The sequence below is a fragment of the Defluviimonas salinarum genome (assembly GCF_026013545.1).
GTDB lineage: Bacteria > Pseudomonadota > Alphaproteobacteria > Rhodobacterales > Rhodobacteraceae > Albidovulum > Albidovulum salinarum.
In genome coordinates, this window is record NZ_JAPDOG010000014.1 from 54,568 (window position 1) to 70,682 (window position 16,115).

General features: G+C 66.2%; 20 protein-coding genes. 14 read left to right on the forward strand and 6 right to left on the reverse strand.

Annotated features, from left to right (window positions below; all coding sequences use genetic code 11):
- The first annotated feature begins 60 nt into the window (after positions 1–60).
- The 6 genes from tmk (at position 61) to OM960_RS15520 (ending at position 2,965) form a co-directional block, all read left to right on the forward strand.
- A complete protein-coding gene (gene tmk, locus OM960_RS15495) occupies positions 61–693 on the forward strand; it encodes a dTMP kinase (protein ID WP_264772579.1) in 633 nt (210 codons plus the stop codon).
- Between the two features lie 71 nt (positions 694–764).
- On the forward strand, positions 765–1,379 hold the full coding sequence (locus tag OM960_RS15500) for a hypothetical protein (protein WP_264772580.1): 615 nt from the start codon (positions 765–767) through the stop codon (positions 1,377–1,379).
- 13 nt (positions 1,380–1,392) lie between these two features.
- Positions 1,393–1,662, forward strand: a complete 270-nt coding sequence (locus OM960_RS15505) for a hypothetical protein (RefSeq protein ID WP_264772581.1) — start codon at positions 1,393–1,395, stop codon at positions 1,660–1,662.
- Positions 1,637–1,996, forward strand: coding sequence for a hypothetical protein (locus OM960_RS15510; protein WP_264772582.1), 360 nt, complete (start codon positions 1,637–1,639; stop codon positions 1,994–1,996). Before OM960_RS15505 ends, OM960_RS15510 begins: the two co-directional genes overlap by 26 nt.
- Positions 1,997–2,111: 115 nt before the next feature.
- Positions 2,112–2,255: a hypothetical protein gene (locus tag OM960_RS15515; RefSeq protein WP_264772583.1), complete on the forward strand. Its 144-nt coding sequence runs from the start codon at positions 2,112–2,114 to the stop codon at positions 2,253–2,255.
- Positions 2,252–2,965 carry a hypothetical protein gene (locus tag OM960_RS15520; RefSeq protein WP_264772584.1) on the forward strand — a complete coding sequence of 238 codons (714 nt, stop codon included), beginning with the start codon at positions 2,252–2,254 and terminating at the stop codon, positions 2,963–2,965. Before OM960_RS15515 ends, OM960_RS15520 begins: the two co-directional genes overlap by 4 nt.
- A 16-nt stretch (positions 2,966–2,981) precedes the next feature.
- Here the strand turns inward: OM960_RS15520 and OM960_RS15525 are convergent, their stop codons facing one another.
- Both OM960_RS15525 and OM960_RS15530 read right to left on the reverse strand, forming a co-directional pair.
- Complete coding sequence (locus OM960_RS15525) at positions 2,982–3,728, reverse strand: hypothetical protein (protein WP_264772585.1); 747 nt, start codon at positions 3,726–3,728, stop codon at positions 2,982–2,984.
- Positions 3,725–3,916, reverse strand: a complete 192-nt coding sequence (locus tag OM960_RS15530; RefSeq protein ID WP_264772586.1) for a hypothetical protein — start codon at positions 3,914–3,916, stop codon at positions 3,725–3,727. Before OM960_RS15530 ends, OM960_RS15525 begins: the two co-directional genes overlap by 4 nt.
- Positions 3,917–4,080: 164 nt before the next feature.
- Between OM960_RS15530 and OM960_RS15535 the strand changes: the two genes are divergently transcribed.
- From OM960_RS15535 to OM960_RS25555, 8 genes are all read left to right on the forward strand, one after another.
- The gene (locus tag OM960_RS15535) at positions 4,081–5,136 is read left to right on the forward strand and encodes a hypothetical protein (RefSeq protein WP_264772587.1); all 1,056 of its coding nucleotides are present in this window, start codon (positions 4,081–4,083) and stop codon (positions 5,134–5,136) included.
- Positions 5,136–6,224: a hypothetical protein gene (locus OM960_RS15540; RefSeq protein ID WP_264772588.1), complete on the forward strand. Its 1,089-nt coding sequence runs from the start codon at positions 5,136–5,138 to the stop codon at positions 6,222–6,224. The genes OM960_RS15535 and OM960_RS15540 overlap by 1 nt, the downstream gene beginning before the upstream one ends.
- Positions 6,225–6,260: 36 nt before the next feature.
- Complete coding sequence (locus tag OM960_RS15545) at positions 6,261–8,195, forward strand: AAA family ATPase (RefSeq protein WP_264772669.1); 1,935 nt, start codon at positions 6,261–6,263, stop codon at positions 8,193–8,195.
- The gene (locus OM960_RS15550) at positions 8,192–9,493 is read left to right on the forward strand and encodes a DUF6638 family protein (protein WP_264772589.1); all 1,302 of its coding nucleotides are present in this window, start codon (positions 8,192–8,194) and stop codon (positions 9,491–9,493) included. Before OM960_RS15545 ends, OM960_RS15550 begins: the two co-directional genes overlap by 4 nt.
- Positions 9,490–9,765, forward strand: a complete 276-nt coding sequence (locus OM960_RS15555; RefSeq protein WP_264772590.1) for a hypothetical protein — start codon at positions 9,490–9,492, stop codon at positions 9,763–9,765. The genes OM960_RS15550 and OM960_RS15555 overlap by 4 nt, the downstream gene beginning before the upstream one ends.
- A 12-nt stretch (positions 9,766–9,777) precedes the next feature.
- Complete coding sequence (locus OM960_RS15560; RefSeq protein WP_264772591.1) at positions 9,778–10,467, forward strand: DUF1523 family protein; 690 nt, start codon at positions 9,778–9,780, stop codon at positions 10,465–10,467.
- Positions 10,468–10,676: 209 nt separating this feature from the next.
- Complete coding sequence (locus OM960_RS15565; protein ID WP_264772592.1) at positions 10,677–11,195, forward strand: hypothetical protein; 519 nt, start codon at positions 10,677–10,679, stop codon at positions 11,193–11,195.
- Between the two features lie 42 nt (positions 11,196–11,237).
- Complete coding sequence (locus OM960_RS25555; RefSeq protein WP_354003562.1) at positions 11,238–11,837, forward strand: helix-hairpin-helix domain-containing protein; 600 nt, start codon at positions 11,238–11,240, stop codon at positions 11,835–11,837.
- Between the two features lie 72 nt (positions 11,838–11,909).
- Here the strand turns inward: OM960_RS25555 and OM960_RS15575 are convergent, their stop codons facing one another.
- The 4 genes from OM960_RS15575 to OM960_RS15590 all read right to left on the reverse strand — a co-directional run bounded on the left by OM960_RS15575 (position 11,910) and on the right by OM960_RS15590 (position 16,068).
- Entirely contained in the window at positions 11,910–12,710 is an 801-nt protein-coding gene (locus OM960_RS15575; protein WP_264772593.1) for a hypothetical protein, read from the reverse strand.
- Positions 12,711–12,803: 93 nt separating this feature from the next.
- Positions 12,804–13,100 carry a hypothetical protein gene (locus tag OM960_RS15580; protein ID WP_264772594.1) on the reverse strand — a complete coding sequence of 99 codons (297 nt, stop codon included), beginning with the start codon at positions 13,098–13,100 and terminating at the stop codon, positions 12,804–12,806.
- Positions 13,097–13,477: a hypothetical protein gene (locus OM960_RS15585; protein WP_264772595.1), complete on the reverse strand. Its 381-nt coding sequence runs from the start codon at positions 13,475–13,477 to the stop codon at positions 13,097–13,099. The genes OM960_RS15580 and OM960_RS15585 overlap by 4 nt, the downstream gene beginning before the upstream one ends.
- Before the next feature lie 113 nt (positions 13,478–13,590).
- Positions 13,591–16,068 (reverse strand): AAA family ATPase, encoded by a 2,478-nt coding sequence (locus OM960_RS15590; RefSeq protein ID WP_264772596.1) that lies wholly within the window; start codon positions 16,066–16,068, stop codon positions 13,591–13,593.
- Positions 16,069–16,115 lie beyond the last annotated feature (47 nt).

The window sequence follows — 16,115 nt, forward strand, 5'->3', positions numbered from 1 at the left end:
TATCAAACACCATTATTCGCATATCGTGCCGGATATGCGTGAAACCTGAAAGAGAGAAAGATGTTCATCACCTTCGAAGGCATCGACGGCTCCGGCAAGTCGACCCAGGCGCGGCGCCTGGCCGAATACTTCCGCGCCGAGGGGCGCGAGGTCGTGCTGACCCGCGAACCCGGCGGCTCGCCCGGCGCCGAGGAGATCCGCCGGCTTCTGGTCGAGGGCGAGCCCGAGCGCTGGTCGGCCGAGACCGAGATCCTGCTCTTTACCGCGGCACGGCGCGACCACCTGGAGCGGACCGTGCTGCCGGCGCTCGAACGCGGCGCAATCGTCATCTCCGACCGCTTCGCGGATTCGACTCGCGTCTACCAGGGGGTCGCGCAGCCGGAGCTGCGCGTCCTTGTCGACAACCTGCATGATCTGATGATCGGCCGCGAGCCGGATCTGACCTTCATTCTCGACATCGACCCCGCCGAGGGCCTGGCGCGCGGCATGCACCGGCTGGCAGGCGCCGCGATCGACGAGTCGCGCTTCGAGAAGCGCGGGCTCCCCTTCCAGGAGAGCCTCCGGGAGGGATTTCTCGGCCTCGCCGCGGAATTTCCGGACCGGTTCCGCGTCATCCCGGCCGAGGGCGGGCCGGAGGAGGTCTTCGGCCGCATTGTCGGGGTGGTCGAGGCGGAGAGCCCCTGCCCCGCCTGACGTCCATCCCGCGGGCCGGTCGCCGCAACGGTTCGGCCCCGCACCGAGAGATTTATCGAAAGAGAGCCAAAGTGTCAGTCAAGGAAGTCCAGCCCCCCGCCATCGCCCTTTCGGGGGTAGCCGCCGCGCGCATGATGGAGCACATGAACCAGTTCTCGTCGGTCCTGATCGGCGCGGGCGACAAGCCGAAGTGCGAGATCGAAGAGAAGCAACTGCGGCTGATCGCGCTCCTCATGCCGGTCGAAAGCGATGCGCTCCGGCTGATCGCGGCGCGCCTGATCACGCACTTCGTCTTCGATCCGGACAGGCTTGCTGACTACAGCCGGCTGCGCCACCACGATATCCTTGCAAGCTACGGCTGGTTCGTTCCGGCCGATCCGGAGGCGAAGATCGACCCGGGACAGGCGGAGGGCTTTTCCGATTTCTGGCTCTTCCGGGCAACGAACGAGATTCTCGACCGGCAGGAGGCGGCCCATGTCCCCGCCATGGCCGGGGCTTTCGCGCAAAACGACTTCCAGGTCTACGCCACCCGCGCCTGGCTGCGGCTGCAGGCCGTCCATTTCGACGTCACCCATCTCGGTCTCGTTTCGGCGATCTCGTATGCGCATTGGGGAGACGACAGGATGGCGAGCAACTACCGCCCTTGGATCGGGACGGAAACGCTCGCCGGCGCGCCTCAGCACTGATGGGAGGTTCGTGATGCAACCGGCCAAGTTCCATCGCGCGGTCGATGCCGCGATCAGGCGCCGCCTCTCGATGGGCGACAATTCGCTCTTCACCGCCGCCCTGGTCCGGCGCATGGAGCGCGAGTGGCGGCGGCGCGTGCGAAGGGAGGGCGACCCCAGGACCGGCGACGAGACCTACGGCTACGCGCATGTCGAGGACCAGCTGTCGTATATCTCCGATCGGTGGTGCTGTGGCATCCGGCTGCGGTGGCTGCTCGATGGGCTGGCGCGCGGTGCTATCTGAAGAGGAATATCCAGCAATGAAACTTTGCCCGGCATGCGCGAAAGCGCTCGGCACGTCCCTCACCTCCTGCCCTTGCGGGTGGAGGAAGCCGACGGATATCGAGCTGGCGTCATCCGTCAGGCGGGAGGCCTCGATCACGGTTGCCCTGGACTTCGCCCTCGATCCGCACCGGGCGAGGACGCAAGCCGCGCAGCTCGGGCTTTCGCTCGAGGTCGCGAAGGCGGATGTCGAGCGCCAGTTCGGCCCCGAAGCGGCCGCGGCATGGCAGAACATCGGTTTCTGGCGCGACGAGTTCGTCAGGCTGGCGCGTGCGTCCGCCGGAGGAGGCGTTTGATGGCCCTGCACTGGAGGCGGCCATTATGTTGGCGGCGCCTATGGTCTGCCAAGTACGCGAGGTGTTGTGGTGGATTTTGCGGCGGCGTCCGCTGTCCGCGGCTCAGGAACCGGGAGTGACGAGCTTGGCCTTGAAAATCGTTGTAACGGCGGAACTTCGGGCGCTGCTTGACCGAGCGGTCGCCTGGGTGGCAGATCAGCCGAAACCCATGCGCGAGCAGTTGCGCGCCTATGCGCGAGATGAAGGAAAAAACGAATGAGCCACCCTGGCACCGGAGCATCGACGGCGCCGCGCCGGACCGCCCTGCGCGACAGGATCCTTGCCGAAGTCAGGGAGGCCTGGAAGGGCCGCGAGATCCGGCCGGACGATCATGCGGCCGCCGCGGAGATCGTGACCTCGCTGAGCGCCTGGATGCTCACGCGGGACGGCCTGAACGCGACGCTGGACCTCTACCGGTCGGTCGACCTGATCAATGCGGTCGGCGCCTGTCCGATCGACATCCGCCGGGAGGCTCTGGAAGAGCTCCGCGACGTATTCGACCGGTTCCGCCGCGCCGATGTGAAACGCATCGATTTCGCGTCACCCCTCCTGCGCCTGGCCCGGGCGGTCGACCGCCGCCAGCAGCTCGGCCGGAACCTCTACGTCACGACATCCGACGGATCGACCTTTGCCGGAGACAACTGGATCTGGTTCCGTTTCTGGGCGCTCAGGGAGGCGCTTCGCGGCGAGGCCGTTTCTCTCGTCCTGCGCAGGTTCGAGAAACTGCGCGATCCTGGCAGCGGCCTCCCCCTGAAGACCGTCTGCGGCGTCTTCGCCGCACCGGAGGGCATTGTACCCATTTCGGGAGACGACATGCGGCGGTCGCACATGACGGACGCCGTGACCGGCAAGCCGCTTCCGAAAGAGCCGAGCCTTGTCTTCAAGGACTTCATCGATATCTTCCCGGAAGAGGAATGGTCGGACGGCTGATCGCAGCGACCGATGATCAGGTTCCCGGAGCGGTTCCGGCGAGGCTTTCGAGATCGGCGCAGAACAATCCCGGCTCGGGCAGCATGTCCTCGACGAGGACGCCGTGGAACGGCGCCAGGGAGAAAGGCTGGTCCTCGCGGCAATCCCCGAGATCGAAGAGGAAGAGCGCGGTTCCGGGTTCGAGCATGACCGCGCGCAGGCAGATCTTCCCGTCCCGGTAGGCGTGGCCGGTCAGGGGCTGCGGCAGGATGCCGATGAAGGGCGCGCCGCTCCCCGGCTCCGGCATCGCCATGCCGATCGCCAGGCCCGCCCGGGTCTCCATCTCGATCGCGACCGGCCCGTCATACCAGGCCAGCGTCCGGCCCATCCGCGCCTCGAGGGGTGCCGCCGCGGCCCAGAGCCCGGCGAGCCCGGCGCAATCGGCAGGCGCGGCCGCCATCCCGTCGATCTCGATCGACATGGCGCCGTTACTGCCGGCCTCGATCCGGTAGCCGAGCGGATAGGGCCCGTTCTCGATCGAGATGCCGCCGATCATGGTCGGGAAGATCCCCGCGTGACGGATAAGCTCGGGATGTCTGCCGACGATCTCCCGCACCGCGTCGAGCGCCACGGGCGCGATCCTCTCGCCGGCGCCGTGGAACCAACCCGGCCGGAGCGCCGCGATCTCGTCGAGGCGCGCCAAGGCGCGTTCGGCCGCGAGCGCCGGGCGGGTCAGGCCGGAGGCCGGAAGATCGGCCATCGTGGCTTCGCTGGTGCCGGTCATAGAAATGTTCCCCTAAGGCTGTCGAGACGCGCCGCCGAAGCGGCCGAAAGGCCGGATCCCGGCTTGGTCTTCCTCAGCGCGGCGAGGAAGACCTGCTCCTGGCAGGTGCCGGACGCCGCCGCGTCGAGAAGGCGCTCGAGGCGGACCACGTCCGCGTCCGAGGACGCCAAGGATCGGGATGAGTTCACCATGCTCGCAATGCTCTATTTTTCGCATTTTTACGCCGCGTAGGTGACAGTTGCAATGCGAGACTTTCGATGAGCTTGGCAACTTTTTTCGCATATCATATTGAAGCGACCGGTTTCCATGTGTACGATCTGCGAAAATCCGTATTCAAGCAGGAGAAACACGCATGTCCTTCGAGACCCAGATCCAGGAGAGCCAGCGGCAGGTGGCCGAGTTCCAAGCCCGCGTCCGGGACGTGTCCGCGGCGATGGATCGCAGCCAGGCGGCCGCGACGCTCGATATCGAGAACGCCACGCTCGAGGAAGTCCACGCCCATTCGGCGACGATGAACGCCAACATCGCCGAGCTGATCATGGGGCTCGACGACGTGACCTCGAAATTCTCGCGGGACTTCGACGAGATGCGTTCGAAGACGACCACCGAGAAGCTCATCGGCTTCTTCGCCAAGGGCAAGTCCGAGGTCATGCGCCAGGAGCGGCTGAAGACCGCCTCGATCGACGACAAGCTGCAGGACCTGATCGGCAAGTCCGACGTGATCGTGAAGCTCCTCGATGGCCAGCTTGCGGTCCTGATCGACCACAAGGGCCGGGTCGAGACGAACCTTACCGAAACGCTTGCCGAGCGCGAAACGGTCGTGGCCGAGCTCGAAACCCTGCGTGCCGACATCCAGGACCTGGATCCGAAGGTCATCGAGATCGAGAACCGCATCAGTGTCGAGCAGGACGCGGCGGCGCGCACCCGGCTCGAGAGTGAGCTTGCCGATCTCAACAAGCGCTACAACGCGATGGTGCAGGACGAGCAGGTGAAGCTCGCGAAATCCCAGACGCTCGAGCGCTACATCGAGAAGGGCAAGACCTGGGTCGACAGCCTGCAGAACCAGGCAGCGACGCAGATGGTGCTGATCAACAAGCTGCAGACCGACACCAAGCAGCGGGTCGTGCTCTACGACGCGCTCACGAAATCCCTCAAGACCGCGCAGCAGCAGGACGTGGCGCACCGGATCAACGAGATCGGCGTGAAGACAGACCAGGAGGCCCAGGCCGCCATGGCAGGGATCGGCTCGGCCACCAACCGCCGCATGGCCGAGATGATGGAGGCCCATGAGGGGCACATGGTCTTCGCGAGGAAGGTGCTCGAGGAGAAGGCCAAGGCCGACGAGCGCTTCGCCCGCCGCTTTGCCGCCATCGTCGAACAGCACGACAAGAACGCCTACGGCGCGTGATGGAGCGGATTGACCTCACCCGCGGCTTCGCGCAGATCGGCGAGGATGCCGATCTGCGCGCCTATCTCGCCCTCATCGCCTCGCTCGCCGACGCGGTTCCGGGCGCGATGGAGGAATGCGCGCACCGCGAGGATCTCATGCCCGAGGAATCCGGGGAGCTCCGTGCCCTGACATGGCTCTGGGTGAATGGCCTCAAGGCCATCTCGCTCAAATACGCGATGGCGGCGCGGTCGGGCGCCGAAGGCGCTTGCCTCACGATCGACCGGACCGGCAGCGGCCTGCCGATCTGGCAGGAGGTCGTGACCATGGCGCAGGAAGCCGAGGCGGCGGAAGCATCGCTCGCGGAAATGCCGTCGGCCGGGGAGATCCGCGCCGCGATGCTGCGCCAGATCCTGCGCGACCAGGTCTCACCGGCCCGCCTGCAGCATGCGATGAGCCAGCGCCTCTACCGCGAAGCCCTCGCCGAGAATCCGGTCCTGCCGCCGAAGACGCGGCTTGCGATCCAGCCCCTTGGCCAGGTGGCCGCTCGCCGGGAACGGTGCCTCCTGAGCTGGGCGATCGTCGACGTCCAGTCAAACCTGCCCGTCATCTACCTGATGGACCTCCACCATCCCGCCGGGCGCCCCCTCGCGCAGGAGGACCCGCGGCTTTTGAAAATCAGGGCGCTGCTTTTCGGCATGTCGGATCCTGATACCGATCTGGCCCTGATCGCGGAGAGCCTCGACGAGGCTTATGCGGATCTTCACCCCAAGCAGCTGCGCCGCTTCGTTCTTGGCCCCTTCCATACGCCCGTTTTCACCGCCTCGAAGTCACCGATCCTCGAGGTCCTGCACGCCACGGGACCCTCGGCAGCAAGGGAATGGGCGCTCGGGATCCGCTGCGAGACGATCAGGGCGGCCCGCGAAACCGTGCAAGCCGGGGTCTTCAGTTCGACCTCCCGGCAGGTCTACGCCGCCCCGGTCAGCCGCCAGTCCTACCTGATGACGCCCCTGCCCTTCCAGATGATCTGCGACAGCGACGGGCCGGACTTCACCGGCATCGCCAAGCATGTCGTCGGCTCCGATGGCCGCGTCACGACCAGGGTCTGACGATCTGCGAAAAGACTTTCACAGGATAGAAAGAACATACCCATGACCCACGACGAGATGGACCTTCCCGAGACCGAGATCCGCCCGCATTACACCGCGGCCTCGGCCGTCCTCTCCGGCCTCAGTCACACGCCGCGCATCGCGAAGCCGGCCGTGAGCGAGCCGCTTCAGGCCCGCTCGCCGGGGATCGGTGCCCGCCCGATGCTGCGCTCGACGACGCCGGGCCTTGCCGCGCGCTCGACCGCGCGCCCTGACGGCGTGCGCCTCATCGAGCGCATCAACGGGATCGGCGGCGACGACCTCGCAGGACCGCTCCAGGCCAGCGCGGTCCGGGCCCTGCGCCGCGCCATCGCCGTCGCCTATGCCGTCGGCGACGCCTTCTCGCAGCGCTCGGGGCTCGCCGAGCTGAAGCGCATGAACAAGGAAGGCCGGGTGCCGCCCGCGCGCGCCGCGGAATTCGGCGAGCTTGTCTCGGCGGAGGCGCTCGCGGTGCTGTCGGTCTTCGCCAACGCCACCGCCTTCCTGCTCGCGCCGCATGCCGGAGAGGCTCAGGTCGAGATCGGGCCGGTCGAGGAGATCCTGACCGACAACGCGCCGCTGGCGATCCAGGGCGCGATCTGGGAGCTCGACCAGGACATCGCCGCCTTCGCCTCCGACGAGACCCGCCTCGTGCCGGTGATCCTCGCCTATTGCGAGGGCCTGATGGCACGGGTGCGCGACCGCGCCGCGACCGCGCCCCGGACCGAGGCCTTCACCGCCGCCGCCTGGCGCGTCGCGGCCGACGATCTCCCGATCGCGGGCTTCGAGCCGGCGCGCAAGGCGCGCGGCACCGTCCTCGCGATGAGCTTCAAGAAGCCCCACGAGGTGATCGGCAACCATATCGCCAAGTCGCAGTCGATGCGGCTCGCGAAGATGCTGATGGCCTATGACTTCGAAAGGAGGCTCAATCCCTTCGCCGAGCTCGGCGGCTTCATCTTCACCTTCATGGGGGACGGCAAGCCGGGGACCGGCAAGACCACGCTGATCCAGATGATGGCCGGGCTTCTCAACGACTATTGCCAGGTGGCAGGCTACCCGTTCCGCTACCAGAACCTCTCGATGGACGGGGTCGACAGCTACCAGGGCAAGTCGGGGCAGAACGCCAAGGCCTTCATCAACTCGGTGATGGATCCCGCGGTGATCGGCTTCGGCACGATCGACGACATCGACCAGATCGCCGGAAAGCGTGGCGACCGGCAGTCCTCGGCGGGCCAGCAGGAGATCACCGCGGTGCTGATGGAGAGCTTCGCGGGGGCCAATACCGTGGTGCGCGGCAACTGCACCTTCGGCATGTTCTCGAACTATCCCGAGAATGTCGACGACGCGCTGCGCCAGCGGGCCGGCGCGCGCTTCCTCGTCGACGGGCCGAAGAGCCGTGAGGATTACATCGACATCCTGTCGCTCCTTCTCGGCAAGAACCATGACATCCCGCTCGGCGAGCACGACCTCTTTGCCGCCCAGGAGATCCAGAAGGCGGTCTCGGCTTCCTACGAGGCGCATTCGCGGCCCCAGGAGCCCGGCCTCCGGAAGGTCTGGGCAGAGATCGAGGCCCGCATGGGGCCGCTCGACACGATTGCCAAGCTCGGATCCTACCTGAAGGCGATCCAGGAGGCGGACGAGCGCTTCACCGGCCGGGCGATCAAGAACATCACCGACGCGGTGAAGGTCCGGGCGATGGATTTCGAATTGCCGGACGAATGGATGGAGACCCCCGATCTCTTCCTGGTGAAGGACTACGCCACCAAGCTCGCGATGATCACCGAGCTTCGCAAGCCGGTGACCGTCGAGATGGTGGTGCAAGAGATCAACCGCTACGCGGATTCGGAGTTCCGCTACGCCGACAAGTCGGACGAGGCGGCGATCGATGCGGCGGTGCGCGACATGACCCGCGCGACCGAGGCGCGGCGCCGCTTCGCGGGGACGGCGGCATGAAGCGGCTCATCGAGAAGGGGCTGATGTTCGGCAATCTCTTCGCGGTCGACAGCCCGACCCTGGTCGCCCGCTACAACCGGGCACTGAAGGAGCTGACCGGGCGCGAGACCGCGCTCGAGGACTTCCATGTCGACATCTCGGGCTACAGCCCCGAGATCGGCCATGAGTTCGGCGACGAGCTCTATCTCAACCACCTCGGCTGCAACCGGCAGTTCATCCTGCTCTCGACCGCGCAGAAGACGGCGCCGCTGCTCAACGCCGAGTTCTCGGTCTCGCGCGAGATCCTGCGCCGCTTCATCGAGGCGAACGAGGCGCAGCTCGCGAGCCTCACCGCCCGTGACGCGGTGGCGGGAGAGCTCGAGAACTCCGTCTACAGGCTCGACATGCCGGACCGGCTTCTCGACCTTCGGCGCATCGAGATCGTCGCGGACACGACCTCGAACCATGTCGCCGAGGCGGCGGAGCTATCGCGCCTCATCGGGCGGTTCGAGACCGAGCCCGGGAGCTGGCGTGACGACGTGCTGATCGCCGAGATGGTGCGCATCGCGCGCAAGACCGGCGACATCACCCGCCATCCGGTGGCCTTCACGGCGACGAATTTCCCGACGCCGGACTTCTGGACCTCGCATTTCGGCGGCGCCTATGTCTTCGCCAGCGCATCCGTGCCGACGGTCATCGCGAGCCGGCCGGGCGCGCTCGCCGGCCTGGCCGCCGCCGCGGTGACCGATCTCACGCGACGCAACGAGGTGGCCGGGTTCCTCACCGCGAACAGCCTTGTCGAGAACCTGTTCTCGGTCCGCCGCGACAAGGCTATCAGGATCCTGCGCCAGAAGATGGACTTCATCCTGATCGGCGCCGCCGCCGAGGCCGGCGTCTTCGCGGGCGGCATCTCGCGGCGTGAAATCGGCGCCTTGCCGCGCCTCCTCGGATCCGCGATCCCGGATGCCTGGCACGGGCTTGCCGAGGTCATGGCCTGGGCCGAGGCTGACGGCCGCTGGCCGGCGATCGACTCCACGCATCCGGCCTGGTTCTACCTGATGCGCGCCGCGCCGGGACCGAACCGCGACCTCGTCAACATGCTCCTGAGCGAGCTTTGCCCACGCGACGTCCAGAAGATGTTCATCTTCCACAAGGCGATGTTCTACCGGACCTATGCGGGCTGGAGCGAAGAGAAGAAGGAGTTCGTCTCCGCCTTTCTCGAGCGCTCCTACCAGATGAACAAGGCCGGCGTCCGGGCCGATCTCTTCGGTGACGGGGCAGAGCCTTCCACGACACCAGGACTGGAGACCATGTCATGATGCAGATCATCCGCTTTGCCGTCCTGATCGTCGCGATCATGTCGCTGCTCTACCCGGTCATCGCGATCTTCTCGCGCTCGCTGGCGCTCGAGGCGCTGGAGCGCAAGTGGGAGGCGTCCCATCCGGGCGTCGTCGGGGTCGAGCGCGACAATTTCCTCGCCGAGGGCATGGCCGCCTACCGCAAGAGCCTGCGCCGCCGGATCGTTCCCTTCGCGGCCCTTCTCCCGGCCGTTGCGGTCGCGGCCATCGCCTATCTCGTCAATCACACCTGAGGATCATTTTCCATGACAATCCTGAAGTTCCTGAAGCTCCTGAAATGGTCCTTGCGGATCGTGGCCTTCCTGTCCGTCGCCGTGGTGCTCCAGTACACCCTGCCGAGCCGCGACATCGTGCTGGTCACGGACACCTACAACCGGATGACGACGATCGGCGACAATGCGATGTTCTACGCCACGCCCGATGTCGGCTCAAACGACCACGAGACCCGCGACATCCGCTTCGTCGAGGCGGCCTATCCGGACGGCAGCGTGATCGTCTACCGCAACGAGGACACCGGCTGGGTCTGGCCGCCCTACTTCAAGTACGACAGCTCGAACCTGCAGGCCGAGGCCTCTCAGCTGCGTTCGACACCGAAGGATCCGACCTGGGTCGCGATCACCCATTACGGCTGGCGGATCCCGTTCTTCTCGATCTACCCGAACGCGGTCGCGGTGACCGCGATCTCCGGGCCCGACGTGAAGCTCTTCCCGTGGGTCAATATCGTCGTCATCGTCATGATCGCGCTCGCGGCCCTCTTCCTGCGCGCCCTGTGGCGGCAGTTCCTCGAGCGCACGATCCTGCCGGTCTTCGGCCAGGCGCGGGCGCAGGTCGAGGCGATCGAGGCGCAGGGCGATGCGGTGGCCGGCGTCGCGCGCCGGCGTTGGTCGCTCTTCTCGGGCTGGCTCGGCACCTGGCGCGGCAAGCCGCGCATGTGACCGGCGCCGCAGCACTTGCACCTTCAACGCCCGGCTGAAGCCGGGCGTTGCCGTTTCAGAGATCAGGGCGCGAAGCGCCGCAGGATCCACCTTGAATCCGGCGGGTGCCCAGCGTGGACCGATTTTCCGGTTGATTGAAGCGTGGACCTGGCGTTCAATCGATAGAGGTTTCCCAGAGGTATCCGGTGCCAGACTTTGACCCCCAGGTTTTGGTCGAGCTCGCCGTTCAGATACTGGATGCCAAGATGGCCAGAATAGAGATACACGACGACCTGCTGGCACAGTATGGCAATGAGCTTGAAGCCGCGACGAAAAACGGGCAGCGACGGCTACAGCTTGAGCGTTTTCTGTTCGCTCCGGGACAACCGCACAGCAACCGGTTGACCGACATCCTCGATCTGATCGATGCGGACCTTGCCACCGCGATCAGCACATCCCTGGAGACCGAAGAAGGTGCATCCCAATCGTCAGACCGCATGGGGCGTCTCCTGAGCGGCACGATAGCCTCGACCGTTGGGTCTGGTGCCGGAGCCGTCACGGTATATGTTATCGGAGCGTCATCTGCTACGTTGTTCGGGCCGGTTCTCCTGGTCACGGCGGTAGTGGGGGCGGTGCTCTGCGGCACGTCCTGGTACTGCCACAGATCCGCCGGGCAGACGAAACGGCAGCACTCGAAGTATGCGCGTGACGCCACCGAGCTGCGTACGATGCTTCGCGCGAGGCGTTAGCGCGACAATATTTGACATGCCGGGCAGAAGAGAGGAGCGATCATGATACACGAACCAACAATCGGGGTTATCGCGATCACGGCTTTTATCGCCATGGCTTTCGCCGTGATCCTGATGGCGGTTCGGCGCGAGATGTCGTGGTTGCGGGAGAGCAATCGCGTCTCACCATTTGTCCTTGCAGCCTTCACCCATCGCGACAGCAAGGTGTTTTGGGCGCCGCCTGTACGTGAGGGCACTTCGATGCCTGAGACTGCTGAAGATGATCGGGATCGGATTAAGAAGGTGATTATGAAAGAACTGACTCGTCGGAGTCTGGTTAAAGTGCCTTTCGGTGACGAGAGGGAGGTTACTTTAAAGAACCCGCCGGTTCGATTGTCACCTATGGGCGATAAAGCCGATGACCTGACATTGATCAAGGGTATTGGTCCGAAACTCAGTTCCATGCTGAATGGTATGGGGTTTTACCACTTCGAGCAGATCGCCGCATGGACCGAGGCAGAAGTCGCTTGGGTCGACCATAATCTGGATGGATTCACGGGTCGCGCATCGCGAGGTAAATGGGTGGCCCAGGCTAAGAAACTCCTCGAGAAGTCGGCGGCGCGACGGAATGACCGAACCGACGCAGCCCAGGAAGGTCGCTGATAGCGCTTCCACCTTCAACGCCCGGCTTCGGCCGGGCGTTGCCGTTTCTGAGATCAGGGCGCGAAGCGCCGCTCAGAGAGATGGGACCGCATCAGCCATGGTCTCGGGCACCCAGCGATGCAGGATCTCCCCCTCGAAATCCTGGACCGAGATGGCAAGCGTCTTCTCCCGGATCTCGTCGATCGACCTGAACCCGAACTGGTGCGGCAAGCGGCCGAGATCCTCATCGCCGACCTCCTCGCCCGCGATGCGGCACCGGCAGATCTCCGCGAGGCGCAGCGCCTCTTCCCGGTCGTCGCGATAGCATGCGACCTCATCGTGATGTTCACCCTCGAAGATCACGTAAACACCGGCAAGGGCTGGAGGATCGGGCGTCGGCCGGTACTCGTAGCTGCCAGGATCGAGGCGGTTGAAGGCGATGGCCATCGGGTTCAGCGCGTCGCGGAACCGCGTGAGAAGATCCGTCGCCGCGCGGGCGCCGTCCGCCAGGCCGGCCATGCGCGACCGGGCGAACCATCCGTTGGCGAGAATGGATTTCACCATCTCGCCGAGACGCGCGGTGTCCGCATCCGGCGCGAAGGTGATCCGGTCGCTGCGCTCATCGGGCTGCGCGATCTCCTCGGGCTCAAGCCGGGTCTCCGGATCGAGCCTGCGGGCAAGCTCCGGGATCACCCGGAAGAGCGCCCACTCGTCGTAGCTATACCGCGGATCGGTGCTGTACGCGCCGCTCGCCCGCATGTCGCGCGCGATCCCGACGATCCGGGCCGCGAGATCCCGGTCGCTCATTGCCACCATCTCCTCGGCCCGGGACAGCGCGGCGCTGTAGTCCTTTCGCGAACGCGGCGAGACAAGTTTCCTGAAATCCAACGACATCCTGCGCTTCTCCTGCCATGAAATATCCCTTCGCAAGTTAAGCGGTCCGACCGAAAACCGGTGCATCAAGTAGCGTCCGGCCCAGCCGGCGCCTCAATGAGCGCGGCGGGCGGCGAAGCGGTTCGCCCGGGCCAGGCGCCGGATCCGGTAGGGATCGGCATCGCCCATGTCGCGGCGCCCTTGCGCCCAGGTGACGGCGAGCTGGGCCGCAATCAGGGCGAGGCCGAGCTTGACGAAGATCCAGGCCTCCGGCCGTCCGGCGCGGACGAGGGTGATGATCGCTGCAAGGATGATCATCCAGACATAGATCCGCACCAGGTTGCCGGCGATGTCGATCAGGGGGCGCAGTGTATCACAACTGCAGGTAATGTTTTTCGCGTATCTCTTCACGGCCGCGGCTCCGGCAGGATCGACGGAGTGCCGTGCTCCCGAAGCGCGCGCCGGAGCCTGTCGATCTCGCGGCGGAACTCCAGGTGGAGCTCCTGATACCTTTCGGTCCAGCAAGCGCTGACGACGCGCTCGGCGCCGGCGGCGTAGTTTGCCACGGCATCCGCATCCCAGGCATCAAGGGTCGATGCCATGTCCCGGATATTGGAGATCTGGTCGGCAAGCTTGATCAGCCGGGCGCTCGGCGAGGCATCCTTCATGCGTGCCGCCTGGGCGGCCTTATAGGGCCGGTTCGATCCGCGGCGGACCTGACCCTTGTGGCCGCGGGAGGCGAACTCCAGGGCAGAGAGGAACCATGGCGCGGTTTCGAGATCTTCCAACGGATTCTTCGGCAATCTCTACTCCATTTTTCGCAATTCTATGCATGGAGCGGGAAAGCCGCAACGGGCCGGGCGCGATGCGCCCGGCCCGTCCACAGGTTCGGTCCCGAAGGTTAGCGCAGCCGGTAGCCGTTACCGGTGTCCGCAAGCCCGATCCGGATGCCGTCCCGGCAGGGCCCGGAGAACAGGGCGCCGGCCGCCAGGTCGCGGGCGACGCCGGCGATCTCGCGGCGGATCGCCTCGGGCTGGCCGAGCCGCGCGGCGTGCTCGATCGCCGCCTGGTCGAAGACCAGCGAGACACCCATCTCGCGGAAGCTCGCGGCCAGCGCCTCGATCTCGCGCAGCACGACCTTGACCGCGCCGTCCCGGCCTGGCTTGCCGAGGCCGATCACGCAGCCGATCGCCGCAAGGAGATCCTTGCGGAACGCCTTCTCGAGCATCTCGCGCATCCGCGCCTCGAGATCGCCGTCGCGGCCGAATCCGATCCGAGACTGTGCCAACTCCTGGCCGGTCGAGAAGGTCACGAAGACCCAGGCGCCGCGCAACGACAGGAGCCGCCCGTCCGCGCCGCGGAAGGTCCCGGTGGCGATGGCCTGGCTCAGGAGTTCCTGCACCGAGGGATCGGAGCGGTCGAGATCCTCGAGGAAGAGCACCATGTCGCGATGCGCGTCCGCCGCCTCGACGAGGCTGCCGCCACGTTCGCTGCCCGGGCCGCCCTGCAGGCCGACGAGGTGCGAGAGCGCGCCGCGGTCGCCGAGTTGCGTCATGTCGATCCGGACGAGCGGAAGCCGCATCGCCTCGGCGAAGGCGGAGACGATGCGGGCCTTGCCCGCGCCATGCGGCCCGGCCAGCAGGATCGAGGCGCGGGTGCCGGACGAGGCGAGGTTGAGCGCCGCGGCCCGCGTCTCTGCGGCGAGTCTGCCGAGCGCCTCGTGATGGTCGCCGATCATGGACCTCAGCGCCGCCTCGAGTCCGGCGAGACGCGCCATTTCCTGCGGATCCGGCATCTTCGGGCGCCGGAGGCCGAGGCGGTCGGCCGCGGCATGGACATGCGGAACCGTGAGGGTCATGCCGCCGACCCGGTGTCCGGCGCGTTCCTCGACCGCCACCACGCAGGCGGTGTCGAGCAGGTCGAAGGCCTTGTCCGGGAACCGCCGGTCGGGCTGGTAGAGATCGGTGACCCGGCAGATCTCGCCGATCACCTCCGGCGCGGCCGAGAGACCGTGGTGGTCGAGATAGGTCCAGCCGGCGCCGTTGAGGATCGCCGCGGTCTCGGCACGGTCCGGTTCGCGGATCCTGAGCGTATCGAAGCGCCGCATCAGGGCGGCGTCCTGGCGGATCTGGCGCATCTCCGCGGAGGTCGTCGCCCCGATCACGGTGATGTCGCCGCGCGCCAGCGCCGGCTTGAACATGTTGGCCCCGTCCATGCCGCGGCCATAGGTCGACCCGGAGCCGACAAGCATGTGGATCTCGTCGATGAAGAGGATCGCTCTTTCCGCCCGCATCCGCTCCAGGAGGTGCTTCATCCGTGCCTCGAAGTCGCCGCGGAACTTGGTCCCGGCCACGAGATCGGGCATCGAAAGCTCGTAGAAGGGCCGGTCGGCGAGCTGACGCTCGATGAGCGCGTCGCGCAGCCGCAGCGCGACACCTTCGGCGATCGCGGTCTTTCCGACACCGGCATCACCGTAAAGGATGATGCTGCTCTTGCGGCGCCGGCGCAGTACCGAGATGACCGTGTCGATCTCGGCGTCGCGGCCGAGCACAGGATCGATCTCGCCGCGCGCGGCCATGCCGCCAAGGTCGCGCAGCGTCGCCGCGACGGCCTCCTCGATCTCGGCGTCGGATTTGCTCTGCTTGGCGGTCTTCTGCTCGCGGCCGACCGTCTGGCGCCCCGCATCACCGCCCTGCTGCTCGGCCCGCGCGGCGGTGTGCCTGGCGATCATGTCCGAAAGCTTGCCGCTGCCTTCGGGCGGGCCGAAGATGTCGGGATCGCTGAAGCTGTCTGGCGGCGGCAGGAAGGCTTCGTCCGGATCTTCCGCCGCGGCTGTCCGGCCCGGGGTCTCGATACCGTAGAACTCATCCTCTCCGAAGGTGATATCCTCGATGAACGAGGTATCCTCCACCCCCATGAGCAGCGAGGCCGCGCCGCATTCCGCGATCGCGGTCTCGGCCAGCATGCTGCCGTCGACCGCCTCGATGGCGCTGACGAAGAGATCCGCCAAGGCGTCGCTCGCCCCGCAGTCCGGATGGCTGCTGCGGAACTCCCGCATGCGCCCGATGACCTTCATGACCCCCTCGCAGAGGTCGGGCGGGGCCGGGTGGGCGGAAGAGAACTCGGCATGCTCGCGAAAGGCGCGGGCAAGGGCGCCGCGGCAGGCGTCAGGATCGCCGCCGCCGGATCGGATCATGGACCGGAAGCCGGGCTCGGCCAAAAGCTCATGGATCAGGTGCTCGACCCCCATGACGCGGAAGCGGAAGCGCGCGGCCAGCTGGTGGGCGCGTGCGAAAAAGCGTATATGCTCCGGATATTCGGCCAGGTCTGGAAACCGAGGATCGAGCCCGTCGAAGGCGCAGGACGACGACATGTCCATGACTTCTCCCTTCCTGTCGCATTTCCATATGCATAGCCCAGGCAAGG

What these genes read in the sequence shown, in the direction of transcription:
- tmk (WP_264772579.1), top strand. Translation starts at nt 61, where the DNA reads ATGTTCATCACCTTCGAAGGCATCGACGGCTCCGGCAAGTCGACCCAG.
- OM960_RS15505 (WP_264772581.1), top strand. Translation starts at nt 1,393, where the DNA reads ATGCAACCGGCCAAGTTCCATCGCGCGGTCGATGCCGCGATCAGGCGC.
- OM960_RS15510 (WP_264772582.1), top strand. Translation starts at nt 1,637, where the DNA reads ATGGGCTGGCGCGCGGTGCTATCTGAAGAGGAATATCCAGCAATGAAA.
- OM960_RS15520 (WP_264772584.1), top strand. Translation starts at nt 2,252, where the DNA reads ATGAGCCACCCTGGCACCGGAGCATCGACGGCGCCGCGCCGGACCGCC.
- OM960_RS15525 (WP_264772585.1), bottom strand. Translation starts at nt 3,728, where the DNA reads ATGACCGGCACCAGCGAAGCCACGATGGCCGATCTTCCGGCCTCCGGC.
- OM960_RS15535 (WP_264772587.1), top strand. Translation starts at nt 4,081, where the DNA reads ATGTCCTTCGAGACCCAGATCCAGGAGAGCCAGCGGCAGGTGGCCGAG.
- OM960_RS15540 (WP_264772588.1), top strand. Translation starts at nt 5,136, where the DNA reads ATGGAGCGGATTGACCTCACCCGCGGCTTCGCGCAGATCGGCGAGGAT.
- OM960_RS15550 (WP_264772589.1), top strand. Translation starts at nt 8,192, where the DNA reads ATGAAGCGGCTCATCGAGAAGGGGCTGATGTTCGGCAATCTCTTCGCG.
- OM960_RS15555 (WP_264772590.1), top strand. Translation starts at nt 9,490, where the DNA reads ATGATGCAGATCATCCGCTTTGCCGTCCTGATCGTCGCGATCATGTCG.
- OM960_RS15560 (WP_264772591.1), top strand. Translation starts at nt 9,778, where the DNA reads ATGACAATCCTGAAGTTCCTGAAGCTCCTGAAATGGTCCTTGCGGATC.
- OM960_RS25555 (WP_354003562.1), top strand. Translation starts at nt 11,238, where the DNA reads ATGATACACGAACCAACAATCGGGGTTATCGCGATCACGGCTTTTATC.
- OM960_RS15575 (WP_264772593.1), bottom strand. Translation starts at nt 12,710, where the DNA reads ATGTCGTTGGATTTCAGGAAACTTGTCTCGCCGCGTTCGCGAAAGGAC.
- OM960_RS15590 (WP_264772596.1), bottom strand. Translation starts at nt 16,068, where the DNA reads ATGGACATGTCGTCGTCCTGCGCCTTCGACGGGCTCGATCCTCGGTTT.